Below are 17,440 nucleotides of genomic sequence, written 5' to 3'. Positions count from 1 at the left end.
CTGCGGCGCCGATGGTGCCGGTGAGTCTAGCGATGCTCGACGACGGCGCGCCGAGATCTCTCAGCGGGCTCGCTCAGTCGGCCAGGCGGCGGCGCAGCAGCTCGAGCTGACGGTCGAGCTCCGCGGGCATCCGGTCGCCGAAGGTCCCGAAGAACTCCTCGATGTCGTCGGCCTCGGCGCGCAGGGCCTGCTTGTCCTGGGCGAAGAGCTCGCTCAGGCGGTCCTCCGCGATGTCCAGGCCCTCGAGGTTGAGACCGTCGGCGGTCGGGATCGAGCCGAGGGGCGAGTCCTCGGCGCCCGCGGTGCCCTCGAGGCGCTCGACCATCCACTGCAGAACGCGGGCGTTGTCGCCGAAGCCCGGCCACAGGAACGAGCCGTCGGCACCCTTGCGGAACCAGTTGACCTGGAACACGCGCGGCACACGGGCGGAGCGGCGCAGGCGACGACCGAAGTCGAGCCAGTGGGCGAAGTAGTCGCCCATGTTGTAGCCGCAGAACGGCAGCATCGCGAACGGGTCGCGACGCAGCTCGCCCACAGTGCCTTCGGCGGCCGCCGTCTGCTCCGATGCGATCGTGGCGCCCAGGAAAACGCCGTGATCCCAATCGCGCGCCTCTACCACCAAGGGCACGTTCGTCGCTCGGCGGCCGCCGAAGATGATGGCGTCGATGACGACGCCCTCCGGGTCCTCCCACGTGCTCGCGATGGACGGGCACTGACGGGCGGACACGGTGAAGCGGGAGTTCGGGTGGGCGGCCGGGACGCCGGAGTCGGGCGTCCACGCGTTGCCGCGCCAGTCCGTGAGGTGCGCGGGCGGGGTGGAGGTCATGCCCTCCCACCACACGTCGCCGTCCTCGGTCTTGGCGACGTTCGTGAAGACGGTGTTGCCCCAGAGGGTGTCCATCGCCGTCGGATTGGTCTTCGCGCTCGTGCCGGGGGCGACGCCGAAGAAGCCCGCCTCCGGGTTGATCGCGCGCAGGCGGCCGTCCGCGCCGATGCGCAGCCAGGCGATGTCGTCGCCGATCGTCTCGATCGTCCAGCCCGGGATGCTCGGCGCGAGCATCGCGAGGTTGGTCTTGCCGCACGCGCTCGGGAACGCGGCCGCGAGGTGGTACGCCTTGCCCGAGGGCGCGGTGACCTTGATGAGCAGCATGTGCTCGGCGAGCCAGCCCTCGTCGCGCGCCTGGACGGAGGCGATGCGCAGCGCGAAGGCCTTCTTGGCGAGGATGGCGTTGCCGCCGTAGGCGGAGCCGTAGGAGAAGATCTCGCGCGTCTCGGGGAAGTGCACGATGTACTTGGTGTCGTTGCAGGGCCAGGCGACGTCCTTCTCGCCCGGCGAGAGGGGCGCCCCGACGCTGTGGATCGCGGGGACCCACTCGGCGCCCGCGGCGATCTGGTCGAGAGCGGCGGTGCCCATGCGGGTCATCGTGCCCGTGCTCACCACGACGTAGGGAGAGTCCGTGACCTGCACGCCGAGCTTCGCCATGGGCGAGCCGATGGGGCCCATCGAGAACGGCATGACGTACATCGTGCGCCCCCGCATCGAGCCGCGCAGGAGGTCGGTGAGCTCGGCGCGCATGCGCTCGGGGTCGGCCCAGTTGTTGGTCGGGCCGGCGTCGATCTGCTCGGCCGAGCAGATGAACGTGCGCGACTCGAGGCGGGCGACATCGGCCTCGTGCGAGCGCGCGAGGAAGGAGTAGGGGCGCAGCTCGGGGTTCAGCTGCTCGAGGGTGCCGTTGGCGACGAGGAGCTGCAGGAGCTCGTGGCGCTCGCGCGTCGACCCGTCGCACCAGTGGATGTCGGCGGGCTCCATGAGCTCGGCGAGCTCGGCGACCCAGGCGACGACATCGGCGGGGCGCTGCGCGCTCGAGCCGGCGGGGGATGCGGGAGCCGCCTCGAGCGGGGAATCGGTGCGCGGGTGGTCGAGCAGCGTCATGTTCGTCTCTCCGTCCTGGGAAGGAATCCCTGTTACGCCAATGATGTCCCCCCAGAAGACGGGGTTATCCGCGGTCAGGGCTTAAAGAACGGCTGTTCTTTCGGTATTGTCAAGGCATGAGCGACCTCGTCACCCTCGGCCAGCGCATCCGCCACTTCCGGTCGGCAGCCGGCCTCACTCTCGATCAGCTCGGCGAGCGCGTGGGCGTCGCGGGCAGTCAGCTCTCGCTCATGGAGAACGGGCGCCGCGAGCCGCGCATCACCCTCCTCACGGCGATCGCCGAGGCGCTCGGCGTTGCGCTCGCCGATCTTCTGGAGGAGACGCCCCCGTCGCATCGCGCCGCGCTCGAGATCGAGCTCGAGCGGGCCCAGCGGTCGACCCTCTACGCCTCGCTCGGGCTTCCCGCTGTGCGCGCGTCGCGCGCGATGAGCGATGAGGTGCTCGAGGCCCTCGTCGGCCTCCATCGCGAGCTCGTCGAGCGCGAGCGCCAGACGATCGCGACGCCGGAGGAGGCGCGACGCGCCAACACCGAGCTCCGCCACCGCATGCGCACCCTCGACAACTACCTGCCCGACATCGAGGAGCTCGCCGAGCGGACGGTGCGCGAGACGGGCCACACGACCGGCGCCCTCACGCACCGCGAGGTCGGCCTCATGGCGAAGAAGCTCGGGTTCGAGCTCGTGCACGTCGGCGACCTCCCGCACTCGGCCCGCTCGGTCATCGACCTGGAGAACGGGCGCATCTACCTCCCGCCGGCATCGATCCCGGGCGGGCACGGCCTCCGGTCGATGGCGCTGCAGGCGATCGCGCACCGGCTGCTCAGCCACGAGGTGCCCCGCACCTACGCCGAGTTCCTGCGCCAGCGGCTCGAGATCAACTACTTCGCCGCCGCGTGCCTCATGCCGCGCGAGCAGTCCGTGGCGTTCCTCTCGCAGGCCAAGGCCGATCGCAACATCGCGGTCGAGGACTTCCGCGACGCGTTCGGCGTCACCCACGAGGCGGCGGCGCTGCGCCTGACGAACCTCGCGACCTCGCACCTCGACCTCACGCTGCACTTCCTGCGCGTCGGCGACGACGGCGCGGTGTACAAGGCGTACGAGAACGACGGGCTCCGCCTGCCCGTCGACGTCACCGGCTCGGTCGAGGGCCAGCTCGTGTGCCGCCACTGGAGCGCGCGCGTCGCGTTCACGCGCACCAACCGGACGACGGAGTTCTACCAGTACACCGACACGCCCGAGGGCACCTTCTGGGAGTCGACGCAGACGGGGACGAGCGCGAGCGACGAGTTCTCGATCACGGTCGGCGTGCCCTTCGCGCAGTCCAAGTGGTTCCGCGGGCGCGAGACCACCAACCGCCGCGTCTCGACGTGTCCCGATCCCGCGTGCTGCCGTCGGCCCTCGGGCGACCTCTCGAGCCGTTGGCGGGGCAAGGCGTGGACGAGCGCGAAGCTGCACGCGCACATCCTGTCGCCGTTGCCGAGCGGAACCTTCCCCGGCGTCGACGACCAGGAGCTCTACCGCTTCCTCGAGGCGCACGCCGAGCGCGTCGACGACTGACAGCGCGGGCGGTGCCCGACCTCAGCCCTCGATCGCCGCCGCGGGCGTCGCGCCCTGCGCCGCGTCGGCCGCGCCCTTCGGGAGGCGGCGGACGGACGCGCGGCGGCGGCGGCGCGGCGTCATCGACCGCATCTCGTCCATCTTCCCGAAGCACAGCAGGCGGTCCTCCGCGTGCAGCTCCTGCCGCGCGCGGGGGTTCGGAATGACGGTCGTGCCGCGATTGAGGGTGAGCACCGTGATGTCGCGATCGAGGATGCCCGACTCGCCGAGGGTCTTGCCGACGATGTCCGCGCCCGCGTGGACGACGAGCTCGGCGACGCCGTAGCCCGTCGAGACGGCGAGCCGCTGCCGGACGTCGATGTCGGGGAACGCGACCTCGTGCGCGATGTAGTCGATGATCGCGCCGGCGACATCGAGCGTCGTCGCGCGCTCGATGCCCTCGAGGCCGGGGGAGGAGTTGACCTCCATGACGAGCGGCCCGTCGTTGCCCTCGAGCATGTCGACGCCCGCGACGCGGAGCCCCATGATCTGGGCCGAGCGCACGGCCGCACGCTCGTACTCGGGCGTGAGCGACACCGCCTCGACCGAGCCGCCGCGGTGCACGTTCGAGCGGAACTCGTCGCCCTCCGCGGTGCGGCGCATCGCGGCGACGACGCGGTCGCCGACGACGAGGGCTCGGATGTCGCGGCCGCGGCTCTCCGAGATGAACTGCTGGATGAGCACGTTCTGGTTCGTCGAGTGCAGCGTCTCGATGATCGCCTCGGCGACCTTGGCCTGGGGGGCGAGGATGACGCCGATTCCCTGCGTGCCCTCGAGAAGCTTGATGACGACGGGGGCACCGCCCACGCGCTCGATCGCGGGGCGCACATCGGCGCGATTGCGCACGAAGGCCGTGGCGGGCATCCCGATGCCGTGTCGGCTCAGGATCTGCGTGGCTCGCAGCTTGTCGCGGGCGTTGCTGATGCCGTTGGAGGTGTTGGGGGTGAAGACGTCCATCTGCTCGAACTGGCGCACGACGGCGGTGCCGAAATAGGTGATCGAGTTGCCGATGCGGGGCAGGATCGCGTCGTAGGTCGACAGCGGCTTGCCTCGGTAGTTGAGGTCGGGCTCGGGGCCGGTGAGGTCGACGGCGAAGCGCAGCGTGTTGAGCACCTTGACGCGGTGACCGCGTTGCTCGGCGGCTGCGCGCAGCCGCTGCGTGGAGTACGAGTGCGGGGCACGCGAGAGGATGGCGAGTTTCATGGAGCGCCCCTGACAAGATGAGGGTGTGACGGAGTCCGCCCATTCAATCACCATCGCCGGATGGCGAGAGTGGATCGCCGTGCCCAGCGCGGGCATCCCCTGGATCAAGGCGAAGCTCGACACGGGCGCGCGCACGTCGTCGGTGCACGCCTACGACGTCGAGCTCGTCGGCGAGGGCGCGGATGAGCGCGTGCGGTTCCGGATCCGCCCCTGGCAGGAGTCGGCCGACGACGCCGTGCTCGTCGAATGCCCCGTGCACGACCGCCGCAGCGTGCGCAGCTCGTCGGGCCACGTCGAGGAGCGCCTCGTCGTCCTCATGGACGTCGCCATCATGGGGCGCCCCGTGACGACGGAGGTCACGCTGAGCAATCGCGACACGATGGGGTTCCGGATGCTCATCGGCCGTCAGGCGCTGCGTCACGGCTTCGTGGTCGACTCGGCCCGGTCGTTCCTCGGCGGCCGCGCGCCCAAAGAGGTGCGCCGCGCCAACCGGGGCCGGTGACCCGGCCGAACAGAAGAGATTTCTCGCGCCCCCGACAGGATTCGAACCTGCGGCCCTCAGTACCGGAAACTGATGCTCTATCCCCTGAGCTACGGAGGCGAGAGTCAGCCTAGCGGGTTCCCCGCGGACGCGGCGCCGTGCGAGCATGTGCCCATGACGCCGGCGTCGGTCCGCACCGCGCTCGTCCGCGAGGTCGGATGCGCGCTCGAGGGAGTGCTCGGCGAGCCGGCGGCGCTCGTGCTCGCAATCGCCGTCGCCGACGCGGATGGCCTGTCGCGATCGGAGCGCCTGCACGTCGCGGTCGACGGCCGCGCGCTCGACGTCGCGGAGCATCCGGGCCCCGTCGGCACGCGGTGGCACACCGTCGACGCGCCCGCGGGCACGCTCCGCGTCGAGTACGAGGCGACGGTCCGCGGGCGCGCCCTGCCGGCGGCGGTCACGCCGCTCGAGCGGATCCTCGACGTGCGCCCGAGCCGATACGTGCAGAGCGACATCCTGCCCGCGCTCGTCGACGAGGAGGTCGTGGGGGCGTTCGCGACCCTGCCGCCGCTCGAGCGCGTCGGTGCCGTGCGCGAGGCGGTGGCGGGCGCTCTCGAGTACTCCTGGGCGTCGACTCGACCCACCGACGGCATCGCCGAGCCGCTGCAGGCAGGCCAGGGGGTCTGCCGCGATTTCGCGCACGTCGTCGCGGGGCTCCTGCGCGCGACCGATCTGCCCGCGCGCGTGGTCTCCGTCTACGCGCCGGGGCTCGAGCCCATGGACTTCCACGCGGTCGTCGAGGTCGCTGTCGGCGACGAGTGGCTGCTGCTCGACGCGACGGGCCGCGCACCGAGGCGGTCGATGCTGCGCATCGCGACGGGGCGGGATGCCGCGGACACCGCGTACCTCGCGAGCGACGGCTCGGCGCTCGCGCTGACCGCCGTCCGGGTGCGGGCCGCGGCGAGCGAGCTCGCGCCGGAGCGGCCGACCGAGCTGCTCGCCCTCGGCTGAGCGCCCCGATCCGCCTCGGTAGGATTCCAGGGTGAATCCCGACCTCCTCGCCTCGTCTCTGCTCGCCGCCGTCACCGCCGCGGTCGAGCGACGCGACGGCGCGGTCGCGGCCTCCCTCTCGGTCGGCGACATCGCGCTCGAGCGCCCGCGGAACCGCGACCACGGCGACTGGGCGACGAGCGTCGCGCTCAAGCTCGCCAAGCGCATCGGGCTCGCCCCGCGCGCGCTCGCCGAGGAGCTCGCGGCCGCGTTCGGCACGATCGAGGGCGTCGCGAGCGTCGAGGTCGCGGGGCCCGGCTTCCTCAACATCCGCCTCGAGGCCGGCGCGGCCGGGGCGCTCGCGGCCGCGATCGTCGCCGCGGGCGACGCGTACGGCGGCAACGACGCGCTCGCCGGTCAGTCGATCAACCTCGAGTTCGTCTCCGCGAACCCGACGGGGCCGCTCCACATCGGGCACACCCGCTGGGCCGCTCTCGGCGACTCGCTCGCGCGCGTCCTGCAGGCGGCGGGCGCGCGGGTCACGAGCGAGTTCTACATCAACGACGCCGGCGCGCAGATGGAGACGTTCGGCGAATCCGTGCTCGCCGCCGCGCTCGGCGAGCCCGCCCCCGAGAACGCGTACCCCGGCCAGTACATCGCCGATCTCGGCGCCCGCGCGCTCGAGGCCCGCCCCGATCTCGCCGACCTTCCGCGCGAGGAGGCCGTGGTCGTCGCGCGCGAGCTCGCCTACGGCTGGCAGCTGGGCGAGATCCGCGAATCGCTCGAGCGCTTCAACGTGCACTTCGACGTCTGGTTCAGCGAGCGCACGCTGCACGAGGCGGGCGAGGGCGGCCGCACCGCGATCGAGGATGCGGTCGACCGCCTCCGGGCGCAGGGCCACGTCTTCGACGACGGCGACGCCGTCTGGGTGCGCACGACCGACTTCGGCGACGACAAGGATCGGGTGATCCGGCGCGGCAACGGCGTCCACACGTACTTCGGCGCCGACGCGGCCTACTACCTGTCGAAGAAGGATCGCGGCTTCGCGCGCACGATCTACCTCCTCGGCGCGGACCACCACGGCTACGTGCACCGCCTCAAGGCGCTCGCGGGAGCGGCCGGCGACGACCCCGAGAACGACATCGAGGTGCTCATCGGGCAGCTCGTGAGCATCAACGGCGCGCGCCTGAGCAAGCGCGCCGGCAACATCATCGAGCTCGACGACCTGCGCGACTGGCTGGGCACGGATGCTCTGCGCTACTCGCTCGCCCGGTATCCGGCCGACTCGCCGCTCACGCTCGACCCGGAGCTGCTGCAGAAGCGCACGAATGACAACCCCGTCTTCTACGTGCAGTACGCCCACGCGCGCACGCACCAGGTCGCGCGCAATGCCGCAGCTGCCGGCGTCGACGGTTCGCTGTTCGCCGCCGAGCTCCTGACCGACGAGACCGAGAGCATCCTCCTCGGCGCCCTCGCGGAGTTCCCGCGCATCGTCGCCCAGGCCGCGAGCCTGCGCGAGCCGCACCGCGTCGCGCGGTACCTCGAGGAGCTCGCCGCGGCGTTCCACCGGTGGTACGACGTCTGCCGCGTGACGCCGGTCGGCGACGACCCGGTAGAGCCCGTCCATCACGCGCGGCGCGTCCTCGCCGATGCGACCGGCCAGGTGCTGCGCAACGGCCTCGGCCTGCTCGGTGTGTCGGCTCCCGAGCGGATGTGACCGTGAACGACTCGAGGAACCCCGACGAGCCCACCGCCCGCATCGATCAGGCCGTCGCGTCGACGCTCGCGGACGCGCGCGCCGCTGACGCCGCCGCTCCCCCCGCGGAGCCCGTGACGACGCGCACGCGGAGCGGACGCCGTGCAGCGATCGCGATCGGCGCGACCGTCGTCGTCCTCGGCATCCTCGCCGTCGGCGCGGTCGTCGCCGACGGCGCCGTGCGCGGGGCGATCCGCGACGAGGTCGCCGATCAGGTGCGCGCCGTCCTCGACCTCGATCCCGAGCATCCGGTCGAGGTCGACATCGCCGGCCGATCGGTCCTGTGGCAGCTCGCGACGGGTCGCTTCGAGCGCGTCCACGTCGACGCCGGCGAGATCGCCGCGGGTGACCTGACCGGTGATCTCACGATGTCGGCCACGGGCATCCCGGCCGATCGCGCGCAGACGACCGACCGCATCGATGCGCGGTTCGTCGTCGCCGAGGGCGACATCGCCGCGATCGCCGGGGCGCTCTCGGGCGCCTCGATCGACGACGTCGCGCTCGACGGCGGCCAGATCCGGTTCCGGTCGACGCTCGATCTGCTCGGGTTCCCGCTCGAGGTCGGTGTCGGGCTCCTGCCCGCGGCCGTCGACGGGGCCCTGAGCTTCACCCCCGCGTCGCTCGTCCTGGGCGATGAGGAGCTCGACCTCGAGAGCTTCGCCGAGCAGTTCGGCGGGCTCGGCGGCGGGCTGCTCTCGGCTCAGTCGGTGTGCATCGCCGAGCATCTGCCGAGCGGACTGCTGCTCGAGGAGGTCGTCGTGGAGGACGACGCGCTCGTGGTCTCCCTCGGCGCCGACGACGTCGCGCTCGAGGGGCCGGCGCTGACCGAGCGCGGAACCTGCTGACGCGCGCCCCGCTGATGCCGATCCGCTAGATCTCCACCTGCTCGCCCTGCTCGGGCACGCGGGCGCGCACGCCGAGCTCGCGCTCGATGCGCCAGCGCAGCACGTCGGCGGCATCGGGCTCGCCGTGCACGACATAGGCGCGGTCGACGTGCGCGCCGCGCATCCAGTAGAGGATCTGCTCCGCGTCCGCGTGCGCCGACATGCTCTCCAGCTGCACGACCTCCGCGGCGATCGGGATCTGCCGGCCGAAGATCCGCTGCGAGTCGGCCCCGCCGGCGAGAGCCGCTCCGCGCGTGCCGCCCGCCTGGTACCCGGTGAGCACGATCGCGTTGCGCGCGTCGCCGCCGTACGCGGAGAGGTGGTGCAGGATCCGCCCGCCCGTGAGCATGCCGCTCGCGGCGACGATGATCATCGGTCCTCCCCGCAGGTTGAGGAGCTTCGAGTCGTCGACCGTGCGCACCATGGTCGCGAGCTCGTACAGGTCGGCGAGGTCGTCGCCGGTGACGCGGTGCTCGTCGGGGTGCGCGCGGTAGAGAGCCGTCGCATCCACCGCCATGGGGCTGTTGAGGTAGACGGGCACGGCGGGGATGCGGCCCGCGCGACGCAGTCGCGACAGGTGCAGGAGCAGGGCCTGCGCGCGGCCCACCGCGAACGCGGGGATCATCACGACGCCGCCCCGCCCGAGCACGCGCTCGAGCACCGGCGCGAGCTCCTCCGCCGGGTCGGTGACCGGATGCGCGCGGTCGCCGTAGGTGGATTCGACGAGAAGCGCGTGCGCGGGCGGCAGCGCGGCGAGCGGCTCGGGGGCGATCATGAGCGCGTCGTCGGCGCGGCCGAGGTCGCCGCTCACGTGCAGCTCCCGCCCGCCCGCCCGGAAGCGGACGTGCGCCGCGCCGAGGATGTGGCCCGCGTGGTGCAGCTCGGCCTCGACCCGCCCGGGGAGCGCGATCGTATCGCCGAACCGCCGCACGCTCACGCTCTCGAGCGCGCTCTCGGCGTCCGCCGTTCGATAGAGCGGAGCGGGCGACTCGTGCTTGGAGTACCCCTTCCGCGCCGCGAACCGCGCCTCCTCCTCCAGGAGGTGCGCCGAGTCCGGCCAGAGGAGGCCGACGAGCGCCGCGGTGCCGGCCGAGCAGATGATCGGCCCCGAGAAGCCGTCGCGCACGAGGGCGGGCAGGTACCCCGAGTGATCGAGGTGCGCGTGGGTCAGCACGACGGCGTCGATCGACGACGGCGGCACCGGGAAGGGCGACCGGTTGCGCAGCCGGAGCTGCTTGTACCCCTGGAAGAGCCCGCAGTCGATGAGGATGCGCGCGCCGTTCGACTCGAGCAGGAACCGCGACCCCGTCACCGTTCCCGTCCCGCCGAGGAACCGCAGCGTCGGGCGCTCGTCGTGGGCCATGTCCGCTCCCTCCGCGCGAGACGGCGCCGTCTCGTCGCCCGCCCAGTGTGCTCCGGCGCCCCGTCGCCGCCCGGGGGCGAAAGGCCCGGGTCGGCGCACGGTAGAATTCCCCTGGCTTCAGGGACCAATCCGGGTTCGCTCGCCTCACTCCCGTGCAGAACTTCCGTGCAGATCCCCGTGAGGTGCGTTCCGTGTCCGTCAACCCGCTCGCTCCGGCGTGGCTCCGCCACCCCGACGATGCGAACGCGCTGCCCGCGCACGTCTGGCCGTCCTCGGCCGTGCGCGGCGCCGACGGCTTCCTCCTGATCGGCGGCGTCCCCGCCCCGGCGCTCGCCGCCGAGTTCGGCACGCCCCTGTACGTGATCGATGAGGCGGATGCCCGCTCGCGGGCCGCCCGCACGCGCGACGCCTTCCGCTCCGCCTTCTCGGCCCTCGGCTCCGATTCGGTCGTCTACTACGCAGGCAAGGCCTTCCTGTGCACCGAGGTGGTTCGCTGGATGCTCGACGCGGGCCTCAACATCGACGTCGCGAGCGGCGGGGAGCTCGCCGTCGCGCTCGCGGCGGGAGCGGACCCCGCCCGCCTAGGCCTCCACGGCAACAACAAGTCGCTCGCCGAGATCGATCGCGCGGTCGGCGCCGGAGTCGGCGCGATCGTCATCGACTCGCTGCTCGAGATCCAGCGCGTCGCCGAGGCCGCCGCCCGGCACGGCCGCACGCAGGCGGTGCGCGTGCGCATCAACTCGGGCGTCCACGCCCACACGCACGAGTACCTCGCGACGGCGCGCGAGGATCAGAAGTTCGGCATCCCGCTCGCCGAGGCGGCCGACGCCGTCGCGCGCATCCGCGCCCACGCGCCGCACCTGCGCCTGCTCGGGCTGCACTCGCACATCGGCTCGCAGATCTTCGTCGTCGACGGGTTCCTCGAGGCCGCCCGGCGCCTGCTCGCCGTGCACGCCGAGCTGCTCGCCGGCGGAGAGGTCCCCGAGCTCAACCTCGGCGGCGGCTTCGGCATCGCCTACCTCGAGAGCGACGAGGCGCCCGCGATCGAGAGCATCGCGACGGGGCTCGCCGAGGCGATCGGGTCCGTGTGCGCCCAGCTCGGCATCCCCGTGCCGCGCATCGCCGTCGAGCCAGGCCGCACGATCATCGGCCCCGCGGGCGTCACGCTCTACGAGGTCGGCACGACGAAGGACGTCGTCGTCACGACCGACGACGGCACGACGGCCGTGCGCCGCTACGTGAGCGTCGACGGGGGCATGAGCGACAACGCCCGCCCCGCCCTCTACGGCGCCGACTACGGCGTGCGCCTCGCCGGCCGCGCGTCGAGCGCCGACCCCGCGCTCGTCCGCATCGCCGGCAAGCACTGCGAGAGCGGCGACATCGTCGTCCAGGCCGACTACCTGCCCGGCGACGTCGCGCCCGGCGACCTCGTCGCCGTGCCCGCGACCGGCGCCTACTGCTTCTCGCTCGCGAGCAATTACAACTACCTCGCCCGCCCTGCCGTCGTCGCCGTGCGCGACGGCGCCGCCCGCGTCATCGTGCGCGGCGAGACCGAGGCCGACCTCCTCCGCCGCGACGCCGGCATCGCCGACGCCGACGCGCCCCCGAACCCCGCTGCCCGACCCGAGAGGATCACCCGCCCGTGATCGAGTACCGCAACCTCCGCATCGCCCTGCTGGGAGCCGGCAGCGTCGGCGCCCAGGTCGCCGACCAGCTGCTGACCCACGCCGACGAGCTCGCCGCGCGCGTGGGCGCCGGCATCGAGCTCGTCGGCGTCGCGGTGCGCGATGTGGATGCTCCGCGCACGACCGACATCCCGCGCGAGCTGCTCACCGCCGACGCCGAGTCCCTGATCCTGGGCGCCGACATCGTCGTCGAGCTCATGGGCGGCCTGGAGCCGGCGCGCACGCTCATCCTCCAGGCCCTGAACTCGGGCGCCGATGTCATCACCGCCAACAAGGCGCTCCTCGCCACGCACGGCCCCGAGCTGTTCGAGGCCGCCGAGCAGGTCGGCGCGCAGCTCTACTACGAGGCCGCGGTCGGCGGGGCGATCCCGATCATCCGCCCGCTGCGCGATTCGCTCGCCGGCGACCGCGTCACGCGCATCCTCGGCATCGTCAACGGCACGACCAACTTCATCCTCGACCGCATGGACAAGCACGGCGAGACCATGGAGCAGGCGCTCGCCACCGCCACGGAGCTCGGCTACGCGGAGGCGGACCCGACCGCCGACATCGGCGGCTACGACGCGGCGCAGAAGGCGGGCATCCTCGCGAGCCTCGCGTTCCACACGCTCGTGCCGGCCGACGCGGTCTACCGCGAGGGCATCACCGAGGTCACGCTCGACGACGTGCGCGCGGCCCGCAAGGCCGGCTACGTCGTCAAGCTGCTCGCGATCTGCGAGAAGATCGTCGACCCCGAGACCCTGACCGAGGGCGTCTCCGCCCGTGTCTACCCCGCGCTCGTTCCCGACGAGCATCCGCTCGCCGCGGTGCACGGCGCGAACAACGCGGTCTTCGTCGAGGCGGAGGCCGCGGGCCCGCTCATGTTCTACGGCGCCGGCGCCGGCGGCATCCAGACCGCCTCCGCCGTCCTCGGCGACGTCGTCTCGGCCGCTCGCCGCCACGTCGTCGGCGGACCCGGCGTCGCGGAGTCGACGCACGCGAATCTTCCGGTGCTGCCCATCAGCGCCGTCACCACCCGCTACCAGATCACCCTCCAGGTGGCGGACCAGCCCGGCGTGCTCGCGATGATCGCGACCCTCTTCAGCGAGCACGGGGTCTCCGTCGAGACGGTCGAACAGTCCGTCGTGTCGATCGCCGAGGGCGAGGGAGCGATGGCTCCCGCCGCTACTCTGGTGATCGGCACCCATGAGGCCTCGGAGGCCGATCTCGCCGCAACGGTCGCGGCACTGACCACCAGCACGGTCGTCCACAGCGTGACCGGCGTGCTGCGAGTAGAAGGACTGTAGATGGCGAAGCAGTGGCGCGGCGTTCTGCGCGAGTACGCCGACCGACTGGACATCAGCGAGGCGACCCCGGTCGTCACGCTCGGCGAGGGCGGCACGCCGCTCATCCCGGCCCGCTACCTCTCCGAGCGCACGGGCGCCGAGGTGTGGGTCAAGTTCGAGGGGATGAACCCCACGGGCTCGTTCAAGGATCGCGGCATGACGATGGCGATCTCGAAGGCCGTCGAGCACGGCGCGAAGGCCGTCATCTGCGCCTCGACGGGCAACACGTCCGCGTCCGCCGCGGCCTACGCGACCCACGCGGGCATCACCGCCGCCGTGCTCGTGCCCGAGGGCAAGATCGCGATGGGCAAGCTCAGCCAGGCGGTCGCGCACAAGGCCGAGATCATCCAGATCCAGGGCAACTTCGATGACTGCCTCGACATCGCGCGCGAGCTCGCCGCGAACTACCCCGTGCATCTCGTCAACTCGGTGAACCCCGATCGCATCGAGGGGCAGAAGACTGCGGCGTACGAGGTCGTCGAGGTCCTCGGCGACGCTCCCGACTTCCACATCCTCCCCGTCGGCAACGCCGGCAACTACACGGCCTACCACCGCGGCTACCGCGAGGAGCTCGCGCGCGGCGTCGCGACGACGCTGCCGCGCATGTTCGGCTTCCAGGCCGCAGGTTCCGCCCCGCTCGTCACGGGCGAGGTCGTGCGCAAGCCCGAGACGATCGCGAGCGCGATCCGCATCGGCAACCCCGCCTCGTGGGAGCTCGCCCTCGCGGCGCAGGCCGACAGCGACGGCTACTTCGGAGCGATCGATGACGCGGGCATCCTCGAGGCGCACCGCCTCCTCTCGCAGGAGGTCGGGATCTTCGTCGAGCCGGCATCGGCGATCTCGGTCGCCGGGCTCCTCGAGCGTGCCGACGCCGGCGTGATCCCTCGCGGCGCGCGCGTCGTGCTCACGGTCACCGGCCACGGCCTCAAGGATCCGCAGTGGGCGCTCAAGCGCGCCGACGGCAGCGAGGTCGCCCCGACCGTCGTCCCCGTCGACACCGCGGAGGTCGCCGACGTCCTCGGCCTCGTGAAGGGCGGCCACTGATGGCCGTCGACCCGCGCCTCGCCGGCCGCCGCGTGCACGTCAAGGTGCCGGCGACGACCGCGAACCTCGGGCCCGGCTTCGACACCCTCGGCCTCGCGCTCTCGGTGTACGACGAGCTCGACGTCGCCGTGCGCGACGCCCCCGGGGCGACCGTCCGCGTCGAGGGAGTGGGGGAGGGGGAGGTCCCGACCGACGAGTCGAACCTCATCGTCCGCTCCATCCGGCACACCTTCGACCACTACGGGGTCGAGATGCCCGGGCTCGAGCTCGTCGCCCACAACGTCATCCCGCACGGCCGCGGCATGGGCTCGTCGGGCGCGGCGATCGTCGGCGGCATCATGGCGGCGAAGGGCCTGCTCGAGGGCATCGTCGCCATCGACGCCGACGGCCTCCTCGCGCGCGCGACCGAGCTCGAGGGCCACCCCGACAACGTCGCTCCCGCCCTCTTCGGCGGTCTCACGATCGCCTGGATGACGCCGCAGGGCCCGCAGCACAAGCGGCTCACCGTCCACCGCGGCGTCTCGCTGCTCGTATGCGTCCCCGAGTCGACCACGATGTCGACCGCTCTCGCCCGCTCGCTGCAGCCGGAGTCCGTCCCGCACGAGGACGCGATCTTCAACGTCTCGCGCTCCGCCCTCCTCATCGCCGCGCTCATCCAGAGCCCCGAACTGCTGTTCGCGGCCACGGAGGACAAGCTCCATCAGAACTACCGGGCGAGCGCGATGCCCGAGACGGATGCCCTCATCCAGGTGCTCCGCGCGAACGGCTTCGCAGCCGTCGTCTCCGGCGCCGGGCCCTCGATCCTGGTGCTGTGCGGCGACCCCGCGCAGCGTCTCGCCGCCGCCGAGATCGTCGCGCAGAACGCCGCCACACCGTGGCAGTCGCACATGCTCGCGGTCGATTTCAAGGGTGCTACAGTGGTGGCGCATCCGGTCGAGGCCGCGGCTTAGGCCCACCTCCCCGGGCATCCCCAAGCAGCTATCGCTTTTTCACCGGCTCGTACCGCGGCATCGCGTTGCGCCCGTTTCCCGGTTCATCATCACCGCCTCCCGTGCGGTCGGTCCGAAGCGATCAGCATCCTCCGCGGCACCATGCCCGGAGTCGAAAGGACACCACCTCCGTGACTGACACCACCGACCGCGCTTCGAGCGCGGCCGCATCCGACCTGACCTCCCTCAAGCTCCCGCAGCTCCAGCAGCTTGCGACCGAGCTCGGCATCACCGGGGTCTCCAAGCTCCGCAAGGGCGACCTCCTCGCGGCGATCGTCGCGCTGCAGGGAGGCGGGAGCGTCGTCGCCGACGCCGACCTGTCGACCGACGCCGCGCCCGCCAGTGACGAGGCCGGCACCGAATCGAGCACCGACGTCGCCGCCGAGGCGCCCGCAGCCCGTGCCGAGGCGCCGGCGCGCCGTGGTTCGCGGCGCGTGACGAGCGGCACCGTGACCGCCGCTCCCACCCAGGCCTCCGAGGCCGCCGCATCCGGCGATGACGCCGCTTCCGCGCCCGAGCCGTCGACCGAGGGTCCCGCCGAGCGTCGCTCCGGCCGCCGTTCCGCGCGCGAGCACGCCGCCGGCGCCGCCGCCGGTGTCGACGTCGCGCCCACCGAGGGCGCCGCGTCGAGCGATGCCGAGCGATCGAGCGATGCCGACGGCACCGACGACGACGCCGAGAGCAGCGGCGGCCGCGGTCGCAACCGCAACCGCAACCGCCGCAACCGCGACCGCAACCAGAACGTCCAGCAGCCCGAGCAGGCCGACGCCGCTCCGGCCGGGCGCCAGGGTGGGCGGGGCCAGGACGGCCAGCCCGCGCAGGACGGCCAGCAGGCGCAGAAGGCCCAGCAGGCCCAGGGCGGCCAGCGCGGCCAGCAGAACCAGAACGGCCAGCAGAACCAGAACGGCCCGCAGGGCGAGCGCGCCGACCAGGATGCCGACGGCCGTGGTCGCGGCCGAGGCCGTGACCGCAAGCGCGGACGCGGCCCTGCCGGCGACGACTTCGAGCCCGAGGTCGGCGAGGACGACGTCCTCATCCCCGTCGCGGGCATCCTCGACGTGCTCGACAACTATGCATTCGTGCGCACGACCGGCTACCTCCCGGGACCGAGCGACGTCTACGTGTCGCTCGGCCAGGTGAAGAAGTACCACCTGCGCAAGGGTGACGCCGTCGTGGGAGCGATCCGCCAGCCCCGCGAGGGCGAGAGCCAGGGCCGCCAGAAGTACAACGCGCTCGTCTCTATCGACTCGATCAACGGTCAGACCGTCGAGGAGGCCGGCGCGCGCGTCGAGTTCGGCAAGCTCACGCCGCTCTACCCGCAGGAGCGCCTGCGCCTCGAGACCGAGCCGCAGAAGCTCTCGACGCGCATCATCGACCTCGTCGCCCCCATCGGGAAGGGCCAGCGCGGCCTCATCGTCTCGCCCCCCAAGGCGGGCAAAACCCTCGTGCTGCAGGCCATCGCCAACGCGATCGCGAAGAACAACCCCGAGGTCCACCTCATGGTCGTGCTCGTCGACGAGCGCCCCGAAGAGGTCACCGACATGCAGCGCTCGGTCAAGGGCGAGGTCATCGCGTCGACCTTCGACCGCCCCGCCGAGGACCACACGACGGTCGCCGAGCTCGCCATCGAGCGCGCGAAGCGCCTCGTCGAGCTCGGCCACGACGTCGTCGTGCTCCTCGACTCGATCACCCGCCTCGGCCGCGCGTACAACGTGACCGCGCCCACGAGCGGGCGCATCCTCTCGGGCGGCGTCGACTCGGCGGCGCTCTACCCGCCGAAGCGCTTCTTCGGTGCCGCGCGCAACATCGAGGACGGCGGCTCGCTCACCATCCTCGCGACCGCGCTCGTCGAGACCGGCTCGAAGATGGACGAGGTGATCTTCGAGGAGTTCAAGGGCACCGGCAACATGGAGCTCCGCCTCTCGCGTCAGCTCGCCGACAAGCGCATCTTCCCCGCCGTCGACATCTCCGCCTCCGGCACCCGCCGCGAGGAGATGCTGCTCGGCGCGGAGGAGGTCAAGGTCACGTGGCGTCTCCGCCGCGCCCTCGCCGGCCACGACACGCAGCAGTCGCTCGAGGTCGTCCTCGGCAAGCTCAAGGAGACCGCGTCGAACGTCGAGTTCCTCGTGCAGATCCAGAAGGCGCTGCCGCAGGCCGACCGCACCCAGCCCGCCCACAAGGAGGACTGATCG

General features: G+C 72.3%; 13 protein-coding genes and 1 tRNA gene. 10 read left to right on the top strand and 4 right to left on the bottom strand.

The features are described from left to right. Positions 1–73 precede the first annotated feature (73 nt). Positions 74–1,933, bottom strand: a complete 1,860-nt coding sequence (locus Q7T15_RS06200; RefSeq protein WP_304694362.1) for a phosphoenolpyruvate carboxykinase (GTP) — start codon at positions 1,931–1,933, stop codon at positions 74–76. A 116-nt stretch (positions 1,934–2,049) separates the two neighbouring features. Here Q7T15_RS06200 and Q7T15_RS06195 point away from each other — a divergent pair, with 116 nt between their 5' ends. Next, a complete protein-coding gene (locus Q7T15_RS06195; protein ID WP_304694360.1) occupies positions 2,050–3,489 on the top strand; it encodes a helix-turn-helix domain-containing protein in 1,440 nt (479 codons plus the stop codon). A 21-nt stretch (positions 3,490–3,510) separates the two neighbouring features. On the opposite strand, the gene rimK is transcribed toward Q7T15_RS06195, so the two are convergent. Then, positions 3,511–4,731, bottom strand: a complete 1,221-nt coding sequence (rimK, locus tag Q7T15_RS06190; protein ID WP_304694358.1) for a 30S ribosomal protein S6--L-glutamate ligase — start codon at positions 4,729–4,731, stop codon at positions 3,511–3,513. A gap of 25 nt (positions 4,732–4,756) precedes the next feature. Between rimK and Q7T15_RS06185 the strand changes: the two genes are divergently transcribed. Next, the gene (locus Q7T15_RS06185; protein ID WP_304694356.1) at positions 4,757–5,233 is read left to right on the top strand and encodes a RimK/LysX family protein; all 477 of its coding nucleotides are present in this window, start codon (positions 4,757–4,759) and stop codon (positions 5,231–5,233) included. A gap of 26 nt (positions 5,234–5,259) precedes the next feature. Here the strand turns inward: Q7T15_RS06185 and Q7T15_RS06180 are convergent. Continuing rightward, a tRNA-Arg gene (locus Q7T15_RS06180) sits at positions 5,260–5,332 on the bottom strand. 54 nt (positions 5,333–5,386) lie between these two features. Between Q7T15_RS06180 and Q7T15_RS06175 the strand changes: the two genes are divergently transcribed. The 3 genes from Q7T15_RS06175 to Q7T15_RS06165 are packed head-to-tail and all read left to right on the top strand — an operon-like array spanning position 5,387 to position 8,803. Then, positions 5,387–6,223, top strand: a complete 837-nt coding sequence (locus Q7T15_RS06175; RefSeq protein ID WP_304694354.1) for a transglutaminase family protein — start codon at positions 5,387–5,389, stop codon at positions 6,221–6,223. 31 nt (positions 6,224–6,254) lie between these two features. Further along, on the top strand, positions 6,255–7,919 hold the full coding sequence (gene argS, locus Q7T15_RS06170; protein ID WP_304694352.1) for an arginine--tRNA ligase: 1,665 nt from the start codon (positions 6,255–6,257) through the stop codon (positions 7,917–7,919). A 2-nt stretch (positions 7,920–7,921) separates the two neighbouring features. Continuing rightward, positions 7,922–8,803: a DUF2993 domain-containing protein gene (locus Q7T15_RS06165; RefSeq protein WP_304694350.1), complete on the top strand. Its 882-nt coding sequence runs from the start codon at positions 7,922–7,924 to the stop codon at positions 8,801–8,803. Between the two features lie 25 nt (positions 8,804–8,828). Here Q7T15_RS06165 and Q7T15_RS06160 read toward each other — a convergent pair whose 3' ends face one another. Continuing rightward, a complete protein-coding gene (locus Q7T15_RS06160; RefSeq protein ID WP_304694348.1) occupies positions 8,829–10,205 on the bottom strand; it encodes an MBL fold metallo-hydrolase in 1,377 nt (458 codons plus the stop codon). Positions 10,206–10,396: 191 nt separating this feature from the next. Here Q7T15_RS06160 and lysA point away from each other — a divergent pair, with 191 nt between their 5' ends. From lysA to rho, 5 genes are all read left to right on the top strand, one after another. Beyond that, positions 10,397–11,851: a diaminopimelate decarboxylase gene (lysA, locus tag Q7T15_RS06155; protein ID WP_304694346.1), complete on the top strand. Its 1,455-nt coding sequence runs from the start codon at positions 10,397–10,399 to the stop codon at positions 11,849–11,851. Continuing rightward, positions 11,848–13,176 (top strand): homoserine dehydrogenase, encoded by a 1,329-nt coding sequence (locus Q7T15_RS06150; protein WP_304694345.1) that lies wholly within the window; start codon positions 11,848–11,850, stop codon positions 13,174–13,176. Before lysA ends, Q7T15_RS06150 begins: the two co-directional genes overlap by 4 nt. Next, complete coding sequence (thrC, locus tag Q7T15_RS06145) at positions 13,177–14,259, top strand: threonine synthase (RefSeq protein WP_304694343.1); 1,083 nt, start codon at positions 13,177–13,179, stop codon at positions 14,257–14,259. Next, positions 14,259–15,209, top strand: a complete 951-nt coding sequence (gene thrB / locus Q7T15_RS06140) for a homoserine kinase (RefSeq protein WP_304694341.1) — start codon at positions 14,259–14,261, stop codon at positions 15,207–15,209. Before thrC ends, thrB begins: the two co-directional genes overlap by 1 nt. A 170-nt stretch (positions 15,210–15,379) precedes the next feature. Continuing rightward, positions 15,380–17,437, top strand: coding sequence for a transcription termination factor Rho (rho, locus tag Q7T15_RS06135; RefSeq protein WP_304694339.1), 2,058 nt, complete (start codon positions 15,380–15,382; stop codon positions 17,435–17,437). Positions 17,438–17,440: the final 3 nt, after the last annotated feature.

This window comes from Microcella sp. (genome assembly GCF_030645145.1).
Taxonomy (GTDB): domain Bacteria; phylum Actinomycetota; class Actinomycetes; order Actinomycetales; family Microbacteriaceae; genus Microcella.
The sequence above is the reverse complement of the archived record's forward strand: the minus strand, read 5'-3'. Positions and strand labels throughout refer to the sequence as shown.